10 protein-coding genes are annotated in these 16,771 nt (G+C 67.3%); 9 read left to right on the plus strand and 1 reads right to left on the minus strand.

The annotated features are described in order from the left end of the window. Window positions 1–21: 21 nt before the first annotated feature. A complete protein-coding gene (locus tag CFK39_RS09500) occupies window positions 22–996 on the plus strand; it encodes a glycosyltransferase family 2 protein (protein WP_157697126.1) in 975 nt (324 codons plus the stop codon). A gap of 43 nt (window positions 997–1,039) precedes the next feature. On the opposite strand, the gene CFK39_RS16250 is transcribed toward CFK39_RS09500, so the two are convergent. Further along, window positions 1,040–1,963, minus strand: coding sequence for a glycosyltransferase (locus CFK39_RS16250; RefSeq protein ID WP_157697127.1), 924 nt, complete (start codon window positions 1,961–1,963; stop codon window positions 1,040–1,042). A 1,241-nt stretch (window positions 1,964–3,204) separates the two neighbouring features. On the opposite strand from CFK39_RS16250, the gene CFK39_RS09510 reads away from it, so the two are divergent. The 8 genes from CFK39_RS09510 to CFK39_RS09545 all read left to right on the plus strand — a co-directional run bounded on the left by CFK39_RS09510 (window position 3,205) and on the right by CFK39_RS09545 (window position 16,687). After that, entirely contained in the window at window positions 3,205–3,789 is a 585-nt protein-coding gene (locus CFK39_RS09510; RefSeq protein WP_245823015.1) for an arsenate reductase/protein-tyrosine-phosphatase family protein, read from the plus strand. Window positions 3,790–3,971: 182 nt separating this feature from the next. Continuing rightward, on the plus strand, window positions 3,972–4,730 hold the full coding sequence (locus tag CFK39_RS09515) for a hypothetical protein (RefSeq protein ID WP_245822424.1): 759 nt from the start codon (window positions 3,972–3,974) through the stop codon (window positions 4,728–4,730). Window positions 4,731–4,776: 46 nt separating this feature from the next. Continuing rightward, a complete protein-coding gene (locus tag CFK39_RS09520) occupies window positions 4,777–10,278 on the plus strand; it encodes a PKD domain-containing protein (protein WP_245822426.1) in 5,502 nt (1,833 codons plus the stop codon). Beyond that, window positions 10,278–10,577 (plus strand): hypothetical protein, encoded by a 300-nt coding sequence (locus CFK39_RS09525; protein WP_089065258.1) that lies wholly within the window; start codon window positions 10,278–10,280, stop codon window positions 10,575–10,577. The genes CFK39_RS09520 and CFK39_RS09525 overlap by 1 nt, the downstream gene beginning before the upstream one ends. 11 nt (window positions 10,578–10,588) lie before the next feature. Continuing rightward, window positions 10,589–11,890 (plus strand): hypothetical protein, encoded by a 1,302-nt coding sequence (locus tag CFK39_RS09530; RefSeq protein ID WP_089065259.1) that lies wholly within the window; start codon window positions 10,589–10,591, stop codon window positions 11,888–11,890. Window positions 11,891–11,912: 22 nt separating this feature from the next. After that, window positions 11,913–13,268, plus strand: coding sequence for a tyrosine-protein kinase domain-containing protein (locus tag CFK39_RS09535; protein ID WP_089065260.1), 1,356 nt, complete (start codon window positions 11,913–11,915; stop codon window positions 13,266–13,268). A 218-nt stretch (window positions 13,269–13,486) separates the two neighbouring features. Next, the gene (locus CFK39_RS09540; protein ID WP_218192251.1) at window positions 13,487–14,710 is read left to right on the plus strand and encodes a Coenzyme F420 hydrogenase/dehydrogenase, beta subunit C-terminal domain; all 1,224 of its coding nucleotides are present in this window, start codon (window positions 13,487–13,489) and stop codon (window positions 14,708–14,710) included. 243 nt (window positions 14,711–14,953) lie between these two features. Then, window positions 14,954–16,687: an ABC transporter ATP-binding protein gene (locus CFK39_RS09545; RefSeq protein WP_245822428.1), complete on the plus strand. Its 1,734-nt coding sequence runs from the start codon at window positions 14,954–14,956 to the stop codon at window positions 16,685–16,687. The last annotated feature ends 84 nt before the right edge of the window (window positions 16,688–16,771 follow it).

Consider the following 16,771-nt stretch of genomic DNA (forward strand, 5'->3'; position numbering starts at 1 on the left):
TCCGGGCCGGCGAAAGGGGCGATGATGCGGTCACCGATGGATGTCGTGGTGGGGATGGCGACCTTCCGTCGGCCCGAACTGCTGGCCGCACTGCTGCCGAAGGTCCTCGAACAGATCGAGGACTGCGCCTCGACCCCGGCGATGCCCTCCCGGTACCGGGTCGTCGTCGTCGACAACGATCCCGAGGAGAGCGCGCGGGAGGCCGTGGAGTCGGTGGGCGACCAGCGGATCAGCTATTGCCCTGAACCGCGCCCGGGGATCAGCGCCGCGCGCAACCGCATCCTGGACGAGGCCCATGACGCCGACGTGCTCGTCCTCCTTGACGACGATGAGACTCCCCACGCCGGATGGCTCGCGAGGATGCTGACCACGTACCTCGAGCACGACGCCGATGCGGTGAGCGGCCCGGTGCACGCGGTGTTCGAGGGCGAGGAGGATCCGTGGGTGGCCGCCGGCGGGTACTACCTCGGCCAGCGTCGCGAGGGAGTACGGACAGGCACGGTGCTGCAGCGGGCCGCGACGAACAATCTGCTGCTCGACATGGGTCAGGTGCGCCTGCTCGGCCTGCGGTTCGATGAGCGCTTCGGGCTGACCGGGGGAGAGGACTCCCTGTTCACCGGGCAGCTGACCGCAGCGGGAGGACGGATCATCTTCTGCGCCGAGGCGGTCGTGGACGATCTGGTACCCCGGGCGCGCAACACCCGTGCTTTCAACCTGGCCAGGCGCCGGGCCCAGGCGGCTACCCATGTGCGGGTCGAGCAGAACCTCGCCGTCTCACGGCGGGCCAGGGCGGCCAATGGTGCGCGCTGGTTCGTGATCGGATCCGGGCAGCTCGTCAAGGGTTCGGCCCTTGCGGTCATCGGCCGAATCACCGGCGATCTGCATCGGCAGGCGCAGGGAGAGGGGCGGGTTTCGAGCGGGATCGGTGTGCTGGGAGGGTGCGTGGGGATCGTGTCCGCGCCCTATGCGCGGCAGCGGAACGATCGGCGGCGGTGACGACGGGCTCCGCAGGCCCGGGGCCGCACGAAGTCGGGCGGCGTCAGGGTCGTGCGTATTCTTCGTAGAGGTGACCTCGAGCGCCGGCGAGCATCCCGCGCCCGCGATGGAACGTGCGCATACCGCGGGCATCGTGCCCCAGATGTCGCCGCGCCCGACCGTAGTGATGCCGTGCCAGGCCGGCGGTGACCCGAGCGGTCCCGCCGAGGAGGTATCGGCCCCGCAGGGCCAGACGATGCGTCGAGGTAGGGGCCAGGCGGAGATTGACGTTCACCAGGCCGTTGCCGGCGCTGAACGCGCGCTGCGTGGCCCATTCGCGGGTGAGGCGGCTGGGGACGACGGTGTCCTCGACCTCCGACTCGTTGCACCACAGGAGGGTGCCACCGCGCTGCACGAGCTGTTTCGTGAACATCGTGTCCTCGCCACCGCTGAGCCCGAGCGACCCCTCGAAGCGGAGCCCCAGATCCTGAACCTGGGCCAGGTCCAGCAGCAGGTTCGCAGTGGAGGCGGCCGGGAGCGAAGTACCGGTGGGGCGCTGACGTCGATAGAAGGTCCCCGAAGCGATCATCCAGGGATCCGTGCCTTCCTCGAAGACGGAGACGAGACGGCCGGCCACCGCGGCGGCGCGACGGTGACGCCAGACGTCCACCAGCGAGGAAAGCCACCCGGTCCGGGGGATCTCGTCGTCATCGAGGAAGGCGAGGAGATCACTCGTGCGGCTCTCGTCCAGCGCCCGGTTCCGCGCTGCGGAGATGCCGGGCGTGGTCTCGTGGACGTATCGCGGCTCCAGCGGCGAACTCGTGACGGTGTCACGAGCGGAACCGGCGGGGTCGTTGTCGATGACGAGCACATCGACGACGACGTCCGGGGTCTCCGCGATTCGTTCTGGCAGAGCTGCGAGCAGGGCGGCGAGTCGTGCTGGTCGCCGGTACGACGGGATCGCGACGGTGATCCTGAGGGGTCTCACCTCCTCAGGTCCCGAGGCCCGCGCCCCGTGCATCGGCGCTGTCCCCCGCGGGGTGGTGGCCGGTGGGCGGCGGAGCAGCTGGGCGGTCCCCGCGAGCAGCCCGCGGGCCGCAGCCAGGAGCCCCTTCGGCTCGGTGAGAGCTTGTTTCCGACCCCCTCGCATCCAGATCCTGGCGGACTGACGCGGAGACGCCGCCACCCAGCTCGCCCACTGCCTGCCCCGAAGATGCCGACGTCCGAACAGCATCCGATTGCGAATGTTGTAGAAGTAGTAGGTCGGCGACTTGGTCCGAGAGCTCCCGGCCTCCTGAGTGCCGCCCTCGTCATGGATGACGAGCAGATCGGGACGAATCTCGAGGCGCATCCCCTGCTCCGCAGCGCGCCGGGAAATGTCGACGTCCTCCCAGTAGAGGAAGTAGTCCTCATCGAAGCCCCCAGCAGGTCGAATGCTCGGGCGCTGAAAGCCAGGCAGGCTCCGCTGAGCCAGTTCGCCCACTCGGGGTCCTCGTCGAGCTCGGACCAGCCGGAGCGCATCTGGCCTGTGCGACGGTGCATCCTCGCACCTCGGAAGTGCGGCTCGCCGTTCCCGGTATCCATGAAGGGCGAGACGAGGGCCAGCGGGTCGGCGGTGACGTGTCGGGCGAGCTCGCGCAGCACAGCCATCGAGGCGATCGCATCGGGATTCAATGTGATGAATGCGTGGAGTCCCCGCCGGCGGGCCGCGGCGACCCCGAGGTTGACACCGGCTCCGAAACCATCGTTCGCGGCGGCGATGAAGAGCCAGCCGCGCTCTGCGGACAGGGCTGCGGCGCTTGCGCGGGCTTCCTGGCTGTGGAAGTTGTCGACCAGTACGACGAGGGCGCGGTCATCCGCATCGACCTCGGGTCCGATGTTCCCCGCGACCAATGTGGGATCTCCGTAGTTCACGATGATCACCGCGTAACCGTTGGTGCGCTGTGCGGCCACGTTGCTCCTCAGCTCCGGTGTCGACGGCAACGACGACACAACTGTTCCTCAGGCCTTCAATTATGATTCATTTGCCCGATTTACACCAGATGTCCGTCATGGCAGGATGGGGAGAGCTGTACCCCATGGCGGGCTACCCCGCCGTGCTGCTTCATGCCGGGGAGGCATCGTGATCGCTCTAACGCACCACCAGTCCGCCCGCATCGGTCGTGACCGTGCCGATCGCGGGCGGACGGGTGTGCTCGAGGTGGAGAAGTGAGTTCCGAGCTGCTTCTGGTGGTCTGCGCCGCGAACATCTGTCGCTCGCCGTTGGCGGAGTTTCTCCTGCGTCGCGGGCTCGCGGGACTTCCCGACCTCTGGGTGGCGAGTGCCGGCACTCTGGCGCAGAGCGATCGCGAGATCTGCTTGCGGGTGGCGACGTGGTGCGACGACGAGAGTTGGATGGCAGAAGCGAGCGCGCATCGCTCACGGCGCATCGATCCCGATCTGCTGGAAGCGGCCGCCCTGATCCTGGTCTCCTCTCGCGACGTCCGGGCGGACGTGGTCCTCGCCGCACCCGAGGTGCGTGGGCGCACCTACACCCTCCGCGAGGCGGCGCACCTGGGAGACGGATTCGATGCGGCTGCGCAGACCAGGCACCTCGGTGAGGTCGCTCGGTATGCCACGCACCTGGACCGGGCGCGCGTGGTGCGCGGGACGATCCAGGGCAGGCGTCCGCGCTGGGGCCTCACGCGGCGCGCGGACGGGCCGGACATCGCGGACGGCCATGGGCGGAACAGGTGGGTGCATCGAGCCGCTCTGGAGGAGGTCTCCGAGGCTACGGCGGCCGTTGTGCGGCAGCTCGGCGGCCGTCGCGCATGACAGCGGGCGAGAGGAGCAAAGTTGCGAATGTCCGAATTGCCGGTTGCGCGTAGTATGTGGTGAGTTTACGATGGCGGGGAGACGCAACCTCGCGGATCTGCCGCAATGACGCGGTATGGAGTCGCGGGAGTCAGGAGCGCGGGATGAAAAGTCCGTCCGAAGCACGCAGTGCGGGATCGCGAATGCGCTCGAAGGCTTCCGCCCTCGCCGCTGCAACCGGACTGTTGCTCTGCCTCGGGCTCGCAGGATGCGCGCCCGAGCCGCCCGAACAGGGAGCCCCGACCGTCTCCACCGAGGAGCAGTCGCCGGCGCCGGGCACCGCAGCCCCCTCGGCTCCAGAGGATGACGAACCGACCACTGATGACGGCACGGCGCCCGGAACTCCCGAGGAGGAGGGCGTGCCCGCGGGGGACGACGTCGGAGACGGCGCCGGGAGCGGGGACGACGGCGAGACCGACCCGGATGCGGACTCTGATATCAATGCCACGGACGACTGGCGGGAGCCCGAGGACCCGACCGCCGAAGGGCCGACTGCGGCGCCGGTGCTGCCGGAGGTGGAGGGACGGATCGGCGATGGCGTGGCTCTCCCGACCGAGGTCGTCGTCTCGATCACCTCGGTCACCACGACCACCCTCACCGCCGAGACCCCCGGCGAGTACACGGGGCCCGCGATCATCGTCGGGGTGCAGATCGCGAACGAGTCGGACGTGCCGCAGCCGGTGGGGTCAGCCGTCGTCGCGCTCACCGGGGAGGGCGGCGAGGTCGGCGTCCCCACCTGGGCCTCTCCGAATGATCCGCTGCACGGTGAGGTGCAGGCGGGCGGCACCGTCGATGGCACGTACGTATTCATGATGGATCCGGCGGGCGAACGCTCCGTGACGGTGCGCGTGAACTATTCAGCGGGCGAACCGGTGGCGACGTTCACCGGTACGACCCCGTGATCTTCCACCAGGCTTGCTCCTCAAGAATCGCTGACAGGAACTGATGATGACGACTTCACCTCGACGTGACGCACTGGCATTGCGGCAGGTCTTCGGGCTCCTGGTGGCGATGGTGCTGCTCGTCGGAGGAATGGCGGCGGTGTTCTCCCTGTCCTTCGGCGCCACGGCGGATGCGGCGGAGCCCTCACCGCCGCCGCTCCTGCAGCGCAACGATGATGTCGTCACCGCGGATCCGTTGCCGACGGTCCAGATCGACAACGGGTACGTGTGGGCGCAGACGACCATCGGCACCACCGTGTATGCGGTCGGCGATTTCGACAACGCGAGGGCGCCGTTGGCGGCTCCCGGTACTCAGCTCACCCCGCGTTCGAACATCCTCGCGTACGACATCACCACCGGCGACCTGCTTCCCTTCGCGCCGCAGGTCAACGGGGTCATCAAGGCCGTTGCCGCGTCACCGGACGGCAGCCGGATCTACATCGGCGGGTCGTTCAACTCAGTCAATGGGCAGACCCGTTACAGCATCGCCGCCCTGGACGCGGCAACCGGACAGCTGGTCTCCGGCTTCACCCCGTCCGTCGGAGGCACGGGTGTCTTCGCGCTCGTCGCGCACGGTTCCATGGTCTACGCCGGAGGCCTCTTCACACAGGCGAACGGGACCTCTCGACAGAACACCGCTGCGTTCTCCGCGAGCAATGGCGCACTCATGCCGTGGGCGCCCCAGACGGACCGGCAGGTCGACGCCATGGTCGCGGATCCGGGCGGCGAGAAGATCATCCTCGGCGGACGCTTCTCCGAGGTGAACGGCAACACCACCATGCGTGGACTTGCTGCCATCGATGACCAGTCGGGTGCAGTCGATGCGGCGTGGGCACTTCCTCAGACCGTCAAGAACGGGAAGGGGACCGGAAGCACCCGCGGAAAGGCGGGCATCTTCGCGCTCGCCACGGACGACGACGCCGTCTATGGGACCGGGTGGGTCTTCGCCGACCTCGCCACAGGAAACCTCGAGGGCACCTTCGCGGCGGAAGCCGACACCGGCGAGGTGCGCTGGATCTCCGACTGCCTCGGGGATCACTACGGTGTCTATTCCACCGGGACGACGGTCTACACGACGAGCCACACCCACGCCTGCTCGACCATGGGGCTCCATCCTGAGCAGAGCCCCCGGACCTATCGATACGTCGAGGCGTATACGACTGATGCCCGGGGACTTCTCGGCCGTAATCCCCATGCGGGGAGGACGTACCAGGACTGGGCGGGAACTCCCGGACCGTCCGCATATGCGTGGTATCCCGACTTCTACACCGGTACGACCTCCGGGCTGGGCCAAGCGGGGCTCTCGATCACCGGCGTCGGGGACATCATCTCGGTCGCCGGCGAGTTCCCCGGAGTGAACAATCAGCGTTTCGAGGGGATCGTCAGGTTCTCGACGAACCCACCGCAGGGGGCGAAGGACGGGCCACGCCTCTCCGGCTCGGACTGGCAGCCCGCGGCGAACTCTCTCATCCCCGGCCGCGTGCGGGTCTCGGTGCCGGGCAACTGGGACCGTGACGACCTGGACCTCACCTACGAACTGCGACGTGCCGGTACGGGTGCGCCCGTCGACACCGTGACCGTGCCCTCGACCTGGTGGGAGCAGCCGAGCATCGTTCTCGAGGACACGACGGCGACTCCCGGATCGTCGGTGTCGTACACCGTCGTGGTCCGCGATGGCGACGGGAACTCCGTGACGAGCCAACCGGTGACGACGACCGTGGCTACAGGAGTAGCCTCCGACTACGTCTCCGCAGTCCTGGACGACGGACCCCAGCTCTACTACCCGCTCGGCGACACGATGCAGGACTGGGCAGGGGGCAACTCACCTGTCGCCGGCAGCGGCGTCACCCCGGGTGCGCCTGGCATCGAGAACTCGTCGACCGGGTACTCGGACTTCAACGGATCGAATTCCGGGCGCGTCGTGAGCAGCTCGACCATGGCGGCATCCGCAGAGTTCTCCACCGAGCTCTGGTTCCGCACCACCAGCTCGCAGGGCGGGAAGCTGATCGGGTACGGCAACTCGCCGTCCGGAGACTCCAGCAGTTACGACCGTCATGTGTACATGTCGAATTCCGGGCAGCTCGTCTTCGGTGTTTACCCGGGCTCGGCCCAGACCATCCAGAGCGCTGCCGGCTACAACGATGGGGAATGGCATCACGTCGTCGCCTCACAGGGCGCTGGCGGTACAGCGCTCTATCTCGACGGGGCCCTCGTGGCGGCGAACAGCGCGGTGACGACTGCACAGAGCTATACGGGATATTGGCGGATCGGGGGAGACAACCTCAGCGGATGGCCGAACGGCCCCGGCTCAAACTACTTCGATGGTGACATCGACGAAGTCGCCGTGTATGCCCGGGCCCTCGAGCCGGGCCAGGTGGCGACGCACTACGGCATCGGCAAGGGCTTCGGGGCCCCGACGTCGTCGTTCACCGCGACCACCGAGGACCTCGATGTCACGGTCGATGCCTCCGCTTCCTCCGCGAAAGGCGGAGCCACGCTCGAGCAGTACCGATGGGACTTTGGCGACGGCAGCCCTGAGGCGACCGGGGAGACAACGGCGCACACCTACGCAGGGACTGGCACCTTCACCGTCACCCTCACCGTGGTCGACAGCAACAGGCTCACCGCGACGAGCGACCAGACGGTGACCGTGACCGGGCCGAATATTGCGCCGAACGCAGAGATGGGGACCAGCGTCGCGGGCCTCACCGTGACGGCAGACGGTGCGGGATCCACGGACCCTGATGGACAGATCGTCTCCTACGACTGGGATTGGGGAGACGGTGATTCCTCGACCGGCCAGGTCGCTTCCCACTCCTATGGCGCGGCCGGCTTCTACACGGTGACCCTGACGGTCACTGACGACCAAGGCGGAACAGCGCAGACGACTGAGCAGGTCACGGTCACGCATGCTGATCCGACAGCGCAGTTCTCCGCATCGGTCTCCGGCCTGAGCGCGAACGTGGACGCCGAGGGCTCGGCCGCCTCCGACGGTGCGACGCTCACATACTCCTGGAACTGGGGTGACGGCACGCCCGACTCCCAGGGGAGGACTGCCTCGCACTCCTACGCCGCCGGCGGAGACTATGAGATCACCCTGACCGTCACCGATAGCCTCGGCTCCTCCGCTGCGAGCGCGCAGTCGGTGTCGGTGACCGCTGAGGTGTTCGCGGCGTCGGATTCGTTCGAGCGGACTGTGGCCAGTGGTTGGGGTTCGGCGGATGTTGGTGGTGCGTGGGCGTCGACGGGCTGGGACTCGGCGGCGATGTCGGTCGGTGATGGGGTCGGGTCGATGGTGCTGGCTCCGGGTGCCGGGCGAGACATGCTGCTGACCGAGACATCGTTGACGGATTCCGGTGCGGCGATGAGCTACACGTTGGAGGGCGGACCGTCCACTGGTTCCCTATATGTCGGGATGAAGACGCGTTATGGCGCGGACGGGCATGCGTATCGTTCTCTGGTCTGGCATCGCGATAACGGGACGATGTGGTTGGTGATCCAGCGTGATGGCACGGTGCTGGATACGCAGCGGCTGTCGGGTCAGCAGTGGGCGGCCGGGGATACGTTCCAGGTGCGGACCGAGGTGGTCGGTGATGATGCTGCGACGATTCGGATGAAGATGTGGGCCGATGGTGCGATGGAGCCGGCTGGTTGGCAGTTGGAGACCACGGATTCCGGTGCTGCGGCGCTGACGGGTCCCGGGTCATCGTCGGTGTATCTGTATCGTTCGGGCAGTTCATCTGGTGACGCGCCGGTTCATTTCGACGACTACCGGCTCTCGAACCTCGGCGACGGCGCCGGGGAGCCTGTCGAGAATGTGGCACCGGTGGCGGTGTTCACGTCGTCGGCCTCCGGGCTGGTGCTCGGAGTGGATGGTTCGTCGTCCACCGATGAGGACGGATCGATCGCGTCATATGCCTGGGACTTCGGTGACGGTGCTGCGGAGACCGGATCGACGGCTTCGCATGAATATGCCGAGGCCGGGACCTATGACGTCAGCTTGACGGTGACCGACGATGAGGGCGCGACACACACCGTCACGCAGTCGGTGTCGGTGACCGCTGAGGTGTTCGCGGCGTCGGATTCGTTCGAGCGGACTGTGGCCAGTGGTTGGGGTTCGGCGGATGTTGGTGGTGCGTGGGCGTCGACGGGCTGGGACTCGGCGGCGATGTCGGTCGGTGATGGGGTCGGGTCGATGGTGCTGGCTCCGGGTGCCGGGCGAGACATGCTGCTGACCGAGACATCGTTGACGGATTCCGGTGCGGCGATGAGCTACACGTTGGAGGGCGGACCGTCCACTGGTTCCCTATATGTCGGGATGAAGACGCGTTATGGCGCGGACGGGCATGCGTATCGTTCTCTGGTCTGGCATCGCGATAACGGGACGATGTGGTTGGTGATCCAGCGTGATGGCACGGTGCTGGATACGCAGCGGCTGTCGGGTCAGCAGTGGGCGGCCGGGGATACGTTCCAGGTGCGGACCGAGGTGGTCGGTGATGATGCTGCGACGATTCGGATGAAGATGTGGGCCGATGGTGCGATGGAGCCGGCTGGTTGGCAGTTGGAGACCACGGATTCCGGTGCTGCGGCGCTGACGGGTCCCGGGTCATCGTCGGTGTATCTGTATCGTTCGGGCAGTTCATCTGGTGACGCGCCGGTTCATTTCGACGACTACCGGCTCAAGAGCCTTGACGACGGAGCGCCGAAGGCGCAGCGAGCAGCCGTAGTCCCGGATGAGGGTGCGGCCCTCACGGAGGAGAAGCATTCTCCTGCGGAGCCTGAGGAGGCCGACGCGCACGAGGCCCCCGCCCCGGACGGGGACGTGGACGTTCCTGCTGAGGCAGAGGATGAGGGTGCTGAAGCCGAGGCTGCGGCTCCTGAGGACGTGGACGTTCCTGCTGAGGCAGAGGATGAGGGTGCTGAAGCCGAGGCTGCGGCTCCTGAGGACGTGGACGTTCCTGCTGAGGCAGAGGATGAGGGTGCTGAAGCCGAGGCTGCGGCTCCTGAGGACGTGGACGTTCCTGCTGAGGCAGAGGATGAGGGTGCCGAACCCGCAGCTGCGGATCCCGTGCCCGCGGACGAGCCCGACCCGGACTCACCACAGGCCCCGGAAGGGGCGACGGCCGACGACTCGCAGGAGTCCGAGGAGGAGGCGCCGGTCGAGGACGAGGCACCCACGGTGGAATCCCGCGTCGAGGACCGCTTCGACCGGACCATCGAATCGGGATGGGGAGAGGCGGACCACGGAGGCGCGTGGGTTCTGGCCGGCGACTCCGACGGGGTGCTCAGCGTCGCGGACGGCAACGGCCGTATGCAGCTCGCCCCGGGACCACGGCGGACGTCGTCCTGGACGGACCGTCCCTCGCGGTGGCGACTGCCGAGCTCACCTTCCGCATCGAGGAGGGTGCGGAACCTGACGGCACCGAGGTCGGGATTATCTTCGGCCAGAGCGGTGACTCGCCGTATCGCCTGGAAGCGTCGATGCGCCCGGATGGAACACTCTGGCTGATGGTGCATCGGGGCGAGGTCCTGGTTGCCGAACAGCAGCTCGACGACATGACGCTCGAGCCCAGCGCGACATACACGCTCGCAGTCTCCACATCCGAGGACGACGGCTCGGCGCTCACGGCCAAGCTCTGGGAGACCGCAGGCAAGGAACCCTCTGACTGGCAGCTCACCGTCACCCCGGACGAGATCCCGTCCGACCCGGGCAGCGGGGCGGTCGGCCTGACCGCCACGCGAGCGGACGGTGCAGGAGAGCTTGTCGGGATCGTCATCGAGGAGATCATCGCGTCACCGCGGGGCTAGGATCGCTAAGCATGATCACTGCCGCACCGACCGCGCTGCTCGCCCTCGGCGCGCTCGCGGCACTGGTGATCGCAGTGATCGTGCTGCGCGCCGTCCCCAAGGGGGCAGTCGTCGCCTGGGCAGTGGTGCTCTTCCTCGTCCCCGTGTGGGTGGGGGTCAGCATCGGCTTCTTCTGGTACGGCATCACGGTGCTGACCGCGGTCCTGCTGATCGTCTTGTGGGCGAAGGTTCCGCTGCATCCCGCCGACGGATGGATAGCCGCGTTCCTCGTCGTGCTGAGCGCCATGTTCGTTCTGAAGGGTGTGACTCTGTCGGTGACCGTCACGGCAGTGCTCGAATGGGTGGTCCCGTACGTCTGGGGGCGCATCATCATCGCGCGGGTCGACGAGCGCTGGGTGATGCGGACGATCGCCGGCGTCGCGGTGGCCGCCGCATTGCTCGGCATCATCGAATTCTCGACGTCCTTCAACCCGTGGGTGCTGATTCCCGGCCCGGAGCCCCTCTACTCGACCTGGAGCGAACTGCAGCCCCGGGGCGGGGTGCTCCGGGTCGAGGGGGCTTTCGGACACTCGATCGCCCTCGGGACGACCCTCGCGATGTCGTCGGCCTTCGTCATCGCGGCGCGTTGGAGGCCCGCCCTCACGATGCTTGCTCTCAGCACGCTCACGGCCGCCGTCGTGCTGACATTCAGCCGCACGGGGCTGGTCTCGCTGGTGCTCACCGTCGTGTTGTCGGTCCTGCTTCTGCCCGGCCTCTCCCGGCGGCTGCGTGCGGGGGTCGTCGGCCTCGGCGTCGTCGCCGTCGCAGTGGTCGTCCCGGTGCTGGACTCCGTGCTCGGGGCCGCCGGTGAGGAGGCGGACGGGAGCGCCGGGTATCGCGCGGACCTTCTGGTCCTGCTCCGGCAGGTGGATCTCTTCGGAAACGCAGGGGACTGGACGTCGCTGGTCTCCGGTGACCAGTACCTCGGGTATTTTGCGCGGTCGACGGACAATGCGCTCCTGTCGATCATGCTCAAGATCGGCGCCGTCCCGACGCTCCTCCTCGTCGCCGCGATCATCGGCGCGGTCCTGATGGTGTTCCGTCGGCGGGGGCGGAGCCCGGCGGCGATCGCAGTCGTGGGGCAGCTGCCGAGCCTGGTCGTGGTCGCGATGATCACCCAGTACGGGACCTTCTTCTGGTTCTGCGTGGGCCTCGCCATTGCGTCGGGCACCCGGACGGGCGACCGGTCCGAAGACGACCTCGGTCCAGTGCGAGCGGGGCGAGAGCCGGAGAACCGGTCCCGCTTCGGTCCCGGAGTAAGCCACGACCGATAGGATCGGCGTACTAGGGGGTGTGATGTCTGATTCGTCTGCGGGCCTGCCGGTGCTTCTCGCCGCACTGCGCAAGCTCTGGTGGGTGGTCGTGATCGGTGGCGTGCTCGGTGCCGCGGGGAGCCTCGGATATTCATCCCTCCAGACGCCGCTGTACACGGCCACCAGCTCGCTCCACTTCTCGATCACCCAGGGCAGCAGTGCGACAGACCTGAACCAGGGGGCCAGCTACACGCAGAGCCAGATGCTCTCGTACGCCCAGCTGGTCGAAGGCTCGCTCGTCCTCCAGCCGGTGATCGACGAGCTCGACCTTGGGACGACGCCGAGCGAGCTGTCCCGGTCGATCTCGGTATCGATCCCCCGGGACACCTCGACGATGAAAATCACCGCGACCGCGACGGACCCTCAGCGTGCGGCAGATCTCGCCGCAGCGAGCTCCGAGCACCTCATCGAGGTGCTTGATGAGGAGGGGTCGAAGACTGCAGACGGTTCCCCGTCGGTAACCGTCGCGATCTACGACGAGGCGGTTCCGCCCCGCTATCAGTCCTCGCCCGACAAGACCCGTGATGCGTTCCTCGGCGGCGTCATCGGAGGCATGGTCGGGATTGCGACGGCCCTGCTCATCGCGCTGCTCGACACTCGAGTCCGCAATGAGGAGATCCTGGTCGAGGCCGGCGGCGACCCCGTGCTCGGCGTCGTCTCGAAGGCCCCGCTGCTCCAGGCCCGCACTCTTGCGGTCGCACTGGAGCCGCTGAGCCGGACCGCGGAGGACTTCCACCGGATCCGGTCGGCGCTGACTTACGCGAACGTCAGCTCCAGAGTGCGCGTCCTGCTGGTGACCGCGGGGATGCCCGGGGAGGGGAAGTCGACGATCTCCGTCAACCTCGCGATGACTCTGGCTGGCCTGCGTCACTCGGTGCTGCTCATCGATGCGGATCTGCGGCGTCCCCGGGTCCACTTCCATGCAGGGATCGACGGTTCCGTCGGTCTGACGAACGTGCTGCTCGAGCAGGTCTCGCTGGATGTCGCGACGCATTCCGTGAGCGGAACGACGCTCGACGTGCTCCCTTCCGGAGAGATCCCTCCGAACCCGGCGGAGATACTCACCTCCCATCGGATGGAGGAGCTGATCGCTGCAGTGTCGAGCAAGTACGACTACGTCATCATCGACACCCCGCCCACCCTCAGCGTTGCGGATGCCAATCTGCTCGCACCGATCGCCGATGGCGTCCTGCTCGTCGTGGATGCGACCAAGACCCGACGTGCCGCCCTGGCCGAAAGCATGAAGACCTTGGAGATGGGCGGCGCCCGCATCCTCGGAACGGTGCTGAACCGTGCACGACCGGTCCGCCGACGCGACAGCTACTACGCCGAGAGCTGACGAAGATGAGGTGGGCGAGTGCGGGGCCGGTGGACGCCGTCGCCCGCCATGGAGGACGACGGGACAGGGTGGGCGGAAGCCCTCGGGCATGTCGCGCCGGAGCTGTCCGCTCTCCCATGACCGATGAGATAATCGGACATACCCTGATAAGCTCGGACCTTCCCGACATTTAAGGCGGGGTTGATGTGTCAAAGGCACGGAGCGCGAGTCGGACTGGGGTGATCGAAGTGACGCACTCGCTCGATGCTGCGGTTGCGCGCGTGGTGGCCGATGGGAACTGCAGCGGTTGTGGGGCATGCACCCTGCTCGACCCGGGGCTCTCGATGCAGCTCTCGCCCGAGGGGTTCATGAGGCCGGTCCGCGTTTCGAGAGGAGGCTCGGCGAGGGCGGATCCGGTGACGGAGTTCGCCGAGATCTGCCCGGGGCGCATCGTATCCTCCCCGCATCCTGATTCCGCTGAGCGGCATCCGCAGCTCGGCTCCTACCTGGAGGCATGGTCCGTGTGGGCGACGGATCCTGATGCTCGCTTCCGAGGGGCGAGCGGTGGGGTGCTGACGTCCTTGTCGGCCTGGCTCACGCAGACGGGACGGGCGGACAGGGTGTTCGGCGCAGGACCGGATGTGAACCCGCGCCGTACGGTGAGCGTGACGATCACGGATCGGAAGACGGCGCTGGCCGCCGCGGGGTCCCGCTACGCACCCGTCGCCGCTCTTGTGTCGCAGCACGTGCTGGACCCGCGCAGCGCAGTGATCACGAAACCGTGTGAAGCCAGTGCTCTGCATCGGCTGCTGGACGGTCGGGAACCGGAGGAGCGCCCCTTGATCCTGTCGTTCTTCTGCGCCGGGGTCCCCAGTCAGCACGCGACGGACGCACTGGTGAGGGAGCTCGGTGTACCCGACGAGGAAGATCTGACCGCGCTGCGCTACCGCGGCTCCGGCTGGCCGGGACGCTTCACGGCCTCGACCGCGTCTCGTGACGTCTCGATGGACTACCGGACCTCCTGGGGCAAGCGCCTGGGGCCGACGATGCAGTGGCGATGCAAGATCTGTCCGGACGGTGTCGGAGAGTCCGCAGACCTTGCGGTGTGCGACTTCTGGGAGGTCGACGAGCGCGGGTACCCGCGGTTCGACGAGGACGATGGGAAGAGCGGACTGCTCGTGCGCACGGAGCGCGGTCGCCGGTTGCTGCATGACGCTCTGGCGGAGGGAGTGCTCGACGGGGCGCCCGTCCGCGCCGAGGGGATCGCCGCGGTCCAGCCGGGGCAGACCGGTCGACGTGAAACGCTCTTCGGTCGCCTGATGGGTGCGCGGCTGGGCGGCGTCAGGGTCCCGAGATACCGGGGCTTCCCGCTGGCGCGACTCGCTCTGATCGATGTGCGCCTCAGCATCCGGCACGCGCGTGGCGCTTTCAAGCGAGTTCGGGCCGGGCGAGTGGGTAGGTGATTACCAGGTGAGCAGTGATCGCACGGAGCCGATGGCGGACTCAGGAGGCTGCCCGAAGCATGCCGGTGATCGTCGAAGTCCGGTGCGCGCGTGCGGAGCCGGCAGTCAGTGCGATGGAACGTCGAGCGGAGCCATGGGATGACACGACGAGGAAAGCGTACGACCTCCCCGATGGTGCGGATTCGAGAATCTCTCACCGCGTGGCGGAGGATCGCGACGTTCTTCACCGGCTCGACGCGGCAGATGGTTCTGATCGCCTTGGTCTCCGTGGCGACCGGCCTCGCGGAGGCGCTCCTGCTCACCCTCATCGCCTCGATCGCGATGGCGATCGCGGACGGCGCGAGTGACGTTCAGGTGGCGCTCTTCGGCGCGAGCGTGACCGGGAGCCGCATGGAGATGATCGTCGTGAGCCTGATCGTGGCGATCGTTCGGGGGGCTCTCCAGCTCCTCGTCGCCTACCTTCCCGCGCGGATGAGCGCGCAGGCGATGGCACGCCTGCGCCAACGGCTGTTCGATGGATTCGTCGGCTCTACGTGGAGCGTGAAGGGCAGTGAGCGCGAGGGCGGATTCCAGTCCCTCATGATCAACCAGGTCAATGCGACGGCGCAGACGATCATCGTGATGAGCGTGGCAATCTCATCGATGCTGATGTTCTTGACGCTGCTGGTCTCCGCCGTGGCGCTGAGCCCCGCCGCGGCGGCCGTCATCACCGTGGCGTCCCTCGCGCTGTTCGTCGCACTGCGGCCGATGGCGAAGAATCTCCGGAAGAGTTCGACGAACCTCAGCTCGGAGGGCATCGAGTACGCCAAGACCACGCAGGACGTCGCGTCGATCGCCGAGGAGATCCAGGTGTTCGGAGCCAGCCCCACGTACCGCGGCATCTTCTACGATCAGCTCCGCGCCGTCCAGAAGCCGTTCCAGCACACCCGCTTCATGAGCCAGGCAGTGCCGGCGCTCTACCAGAGCACCGCGCTCCTGATCCTGGTCATCGCGCTGCTCGTCGTCTCCCTCGCCGGTGCACAGTCGGTCACGACGCTGGGAGCTGTCGTCCTGATGCTGGTGCGAGCCGTCACCTACGGGCAGCGAGTCCAGACTTCCCTGACGACGATCGACGAGAAGGTCCCGTTCATGCTCCACCTCGCCGACGCCATCGAGCAGTACGAGGACAACGCCGAAGTCCCGGGAGAGACCTCGCTGGAGTCCATCGAACATCTCCAGTTCCGCGACGTGTCCTATGAATACACACCCGGGAAGAGCGCACTTGAAGAGGTCTCCTTCTCGGTGAAGATGGGAGAGGTCGTCGGCATCGTCGGCCCCTCCGGGTCCGGCAAATCCACCCTGGTCCAGCTCTTGCTTCGGCTGCGGGAGCCCGCCGAGGGCACATACCTCGTCAACGGGCTGGCAGCGCAGGAGCTGCGTCGCTCCGATTGGCGGAAGCTGGTCGCGTATGTGCCGCAGATGCCACAGCTGGTCTTCGGGACCGTGCGGGAGAACATCCGCTTCTATCGCGAAGAGCTCACGGACGATGACATCGTCCTGGCCGCACAGCGCGCCCACGTCCACGAGGACATCTTGCGTCTGTCCGATGGCTACGACACGGTTGTCGGCCTGCGGTCGGCCAGCATCTCCGGCGGCCAGGCGCAGCGGATCTGTCTCGCGCGCGCCTTCGCAGCGAATCCCAAGGTGGTCATTCTGGACGAGCCGACGAGCGCGCTGGACGTGAAGTCCGAGGGTCTGGTGCAGAAATCCCTCGAAGCGCTCGGGGGCGAGGCGATCGTCTTCCTCGTCGCGCACCGGCTGACGACGCTCACCGTCTGCGACCGTGTCATGGTCATCAAGGATGGTCGCCTCGAAGGGTTCGAGACGACCGAGGAACTCTTCAGATCGAACGACTTCTTCCATGAGGTCACGACCATCACCCGATCCGGGAACGGTGAAGCGCCCGGTAGTGGTCCAGGGATCGAGGAGCAGCGGTGAGACCTGCGCGGAAGCTCCGCAGCTCGTGGCGCAGAGCCGGCTCGCTGTGGAGGGGCCTGCAGAACGGGCGGCGAACTGCGACCA

This window comes from Brachybacterium avium (genome assembly GCF_002216795.1).
Classification (GTDB): domain Bacteria; phylum Actinomycetota; class Actinomycetes; order Actinomycetales; family Dermabacteraceae; genus Brachybacterium; species Brachybacterium avium.

Bases quoted from the DNA above. Each gene is read 5' to 3' on its own strand.
- CFK39_RS09500 (WP_157697126.1), top strand. From the start codon at position 22: ATGATGCGGTCACCGATGGATGTCGTGGTGGGGATGGCGACCTTCCGT.
- CFK39_RS09515 (WP_245822424.1), top strand. From the start codon at position 3,972: ATGCGCTCGAAGGCTTCCGCCCTCGCCGCTGCAACCGGACTGTTGCTC.
- CFK39_RS09520 (WP_245822426.1), top strand. From the start codon at position 4,777: ATGACGACTTCACCTCGACGTGACGCACTGGCATTGCGGCAGGTCTTC.
- CFK39_RS09525 (WP_089065258.1), top strand. From the start codon at position 10,278: ATGGTGCATCGGGGCGAGGTCCTGGTTGCCGAACAGCAGCTCGACGAC.
- CFK39_RS09530 (WP_089065259.1), top strand. From the start codon at position 10,589: ATGATCACTGCCGCACCGACCGCGCTGCTCGCCCTCGGCGCGCTCGCG.
- CFK39_RS09535 (WP_089065260.1), top strand. From the start codon at position 11,913: ATGTCTGATTCGTCTGCGGGCCTGCCGGTGCTTCTCGCCGCACTGCGC.
- CFK39_RS09545 (WP_245822428.1), top strand. From the start codon at position 14,954: ATGGTTCTGATCGCCTTGGTCTCCGTGGCGACCGGCCTCGCGGAGGCG.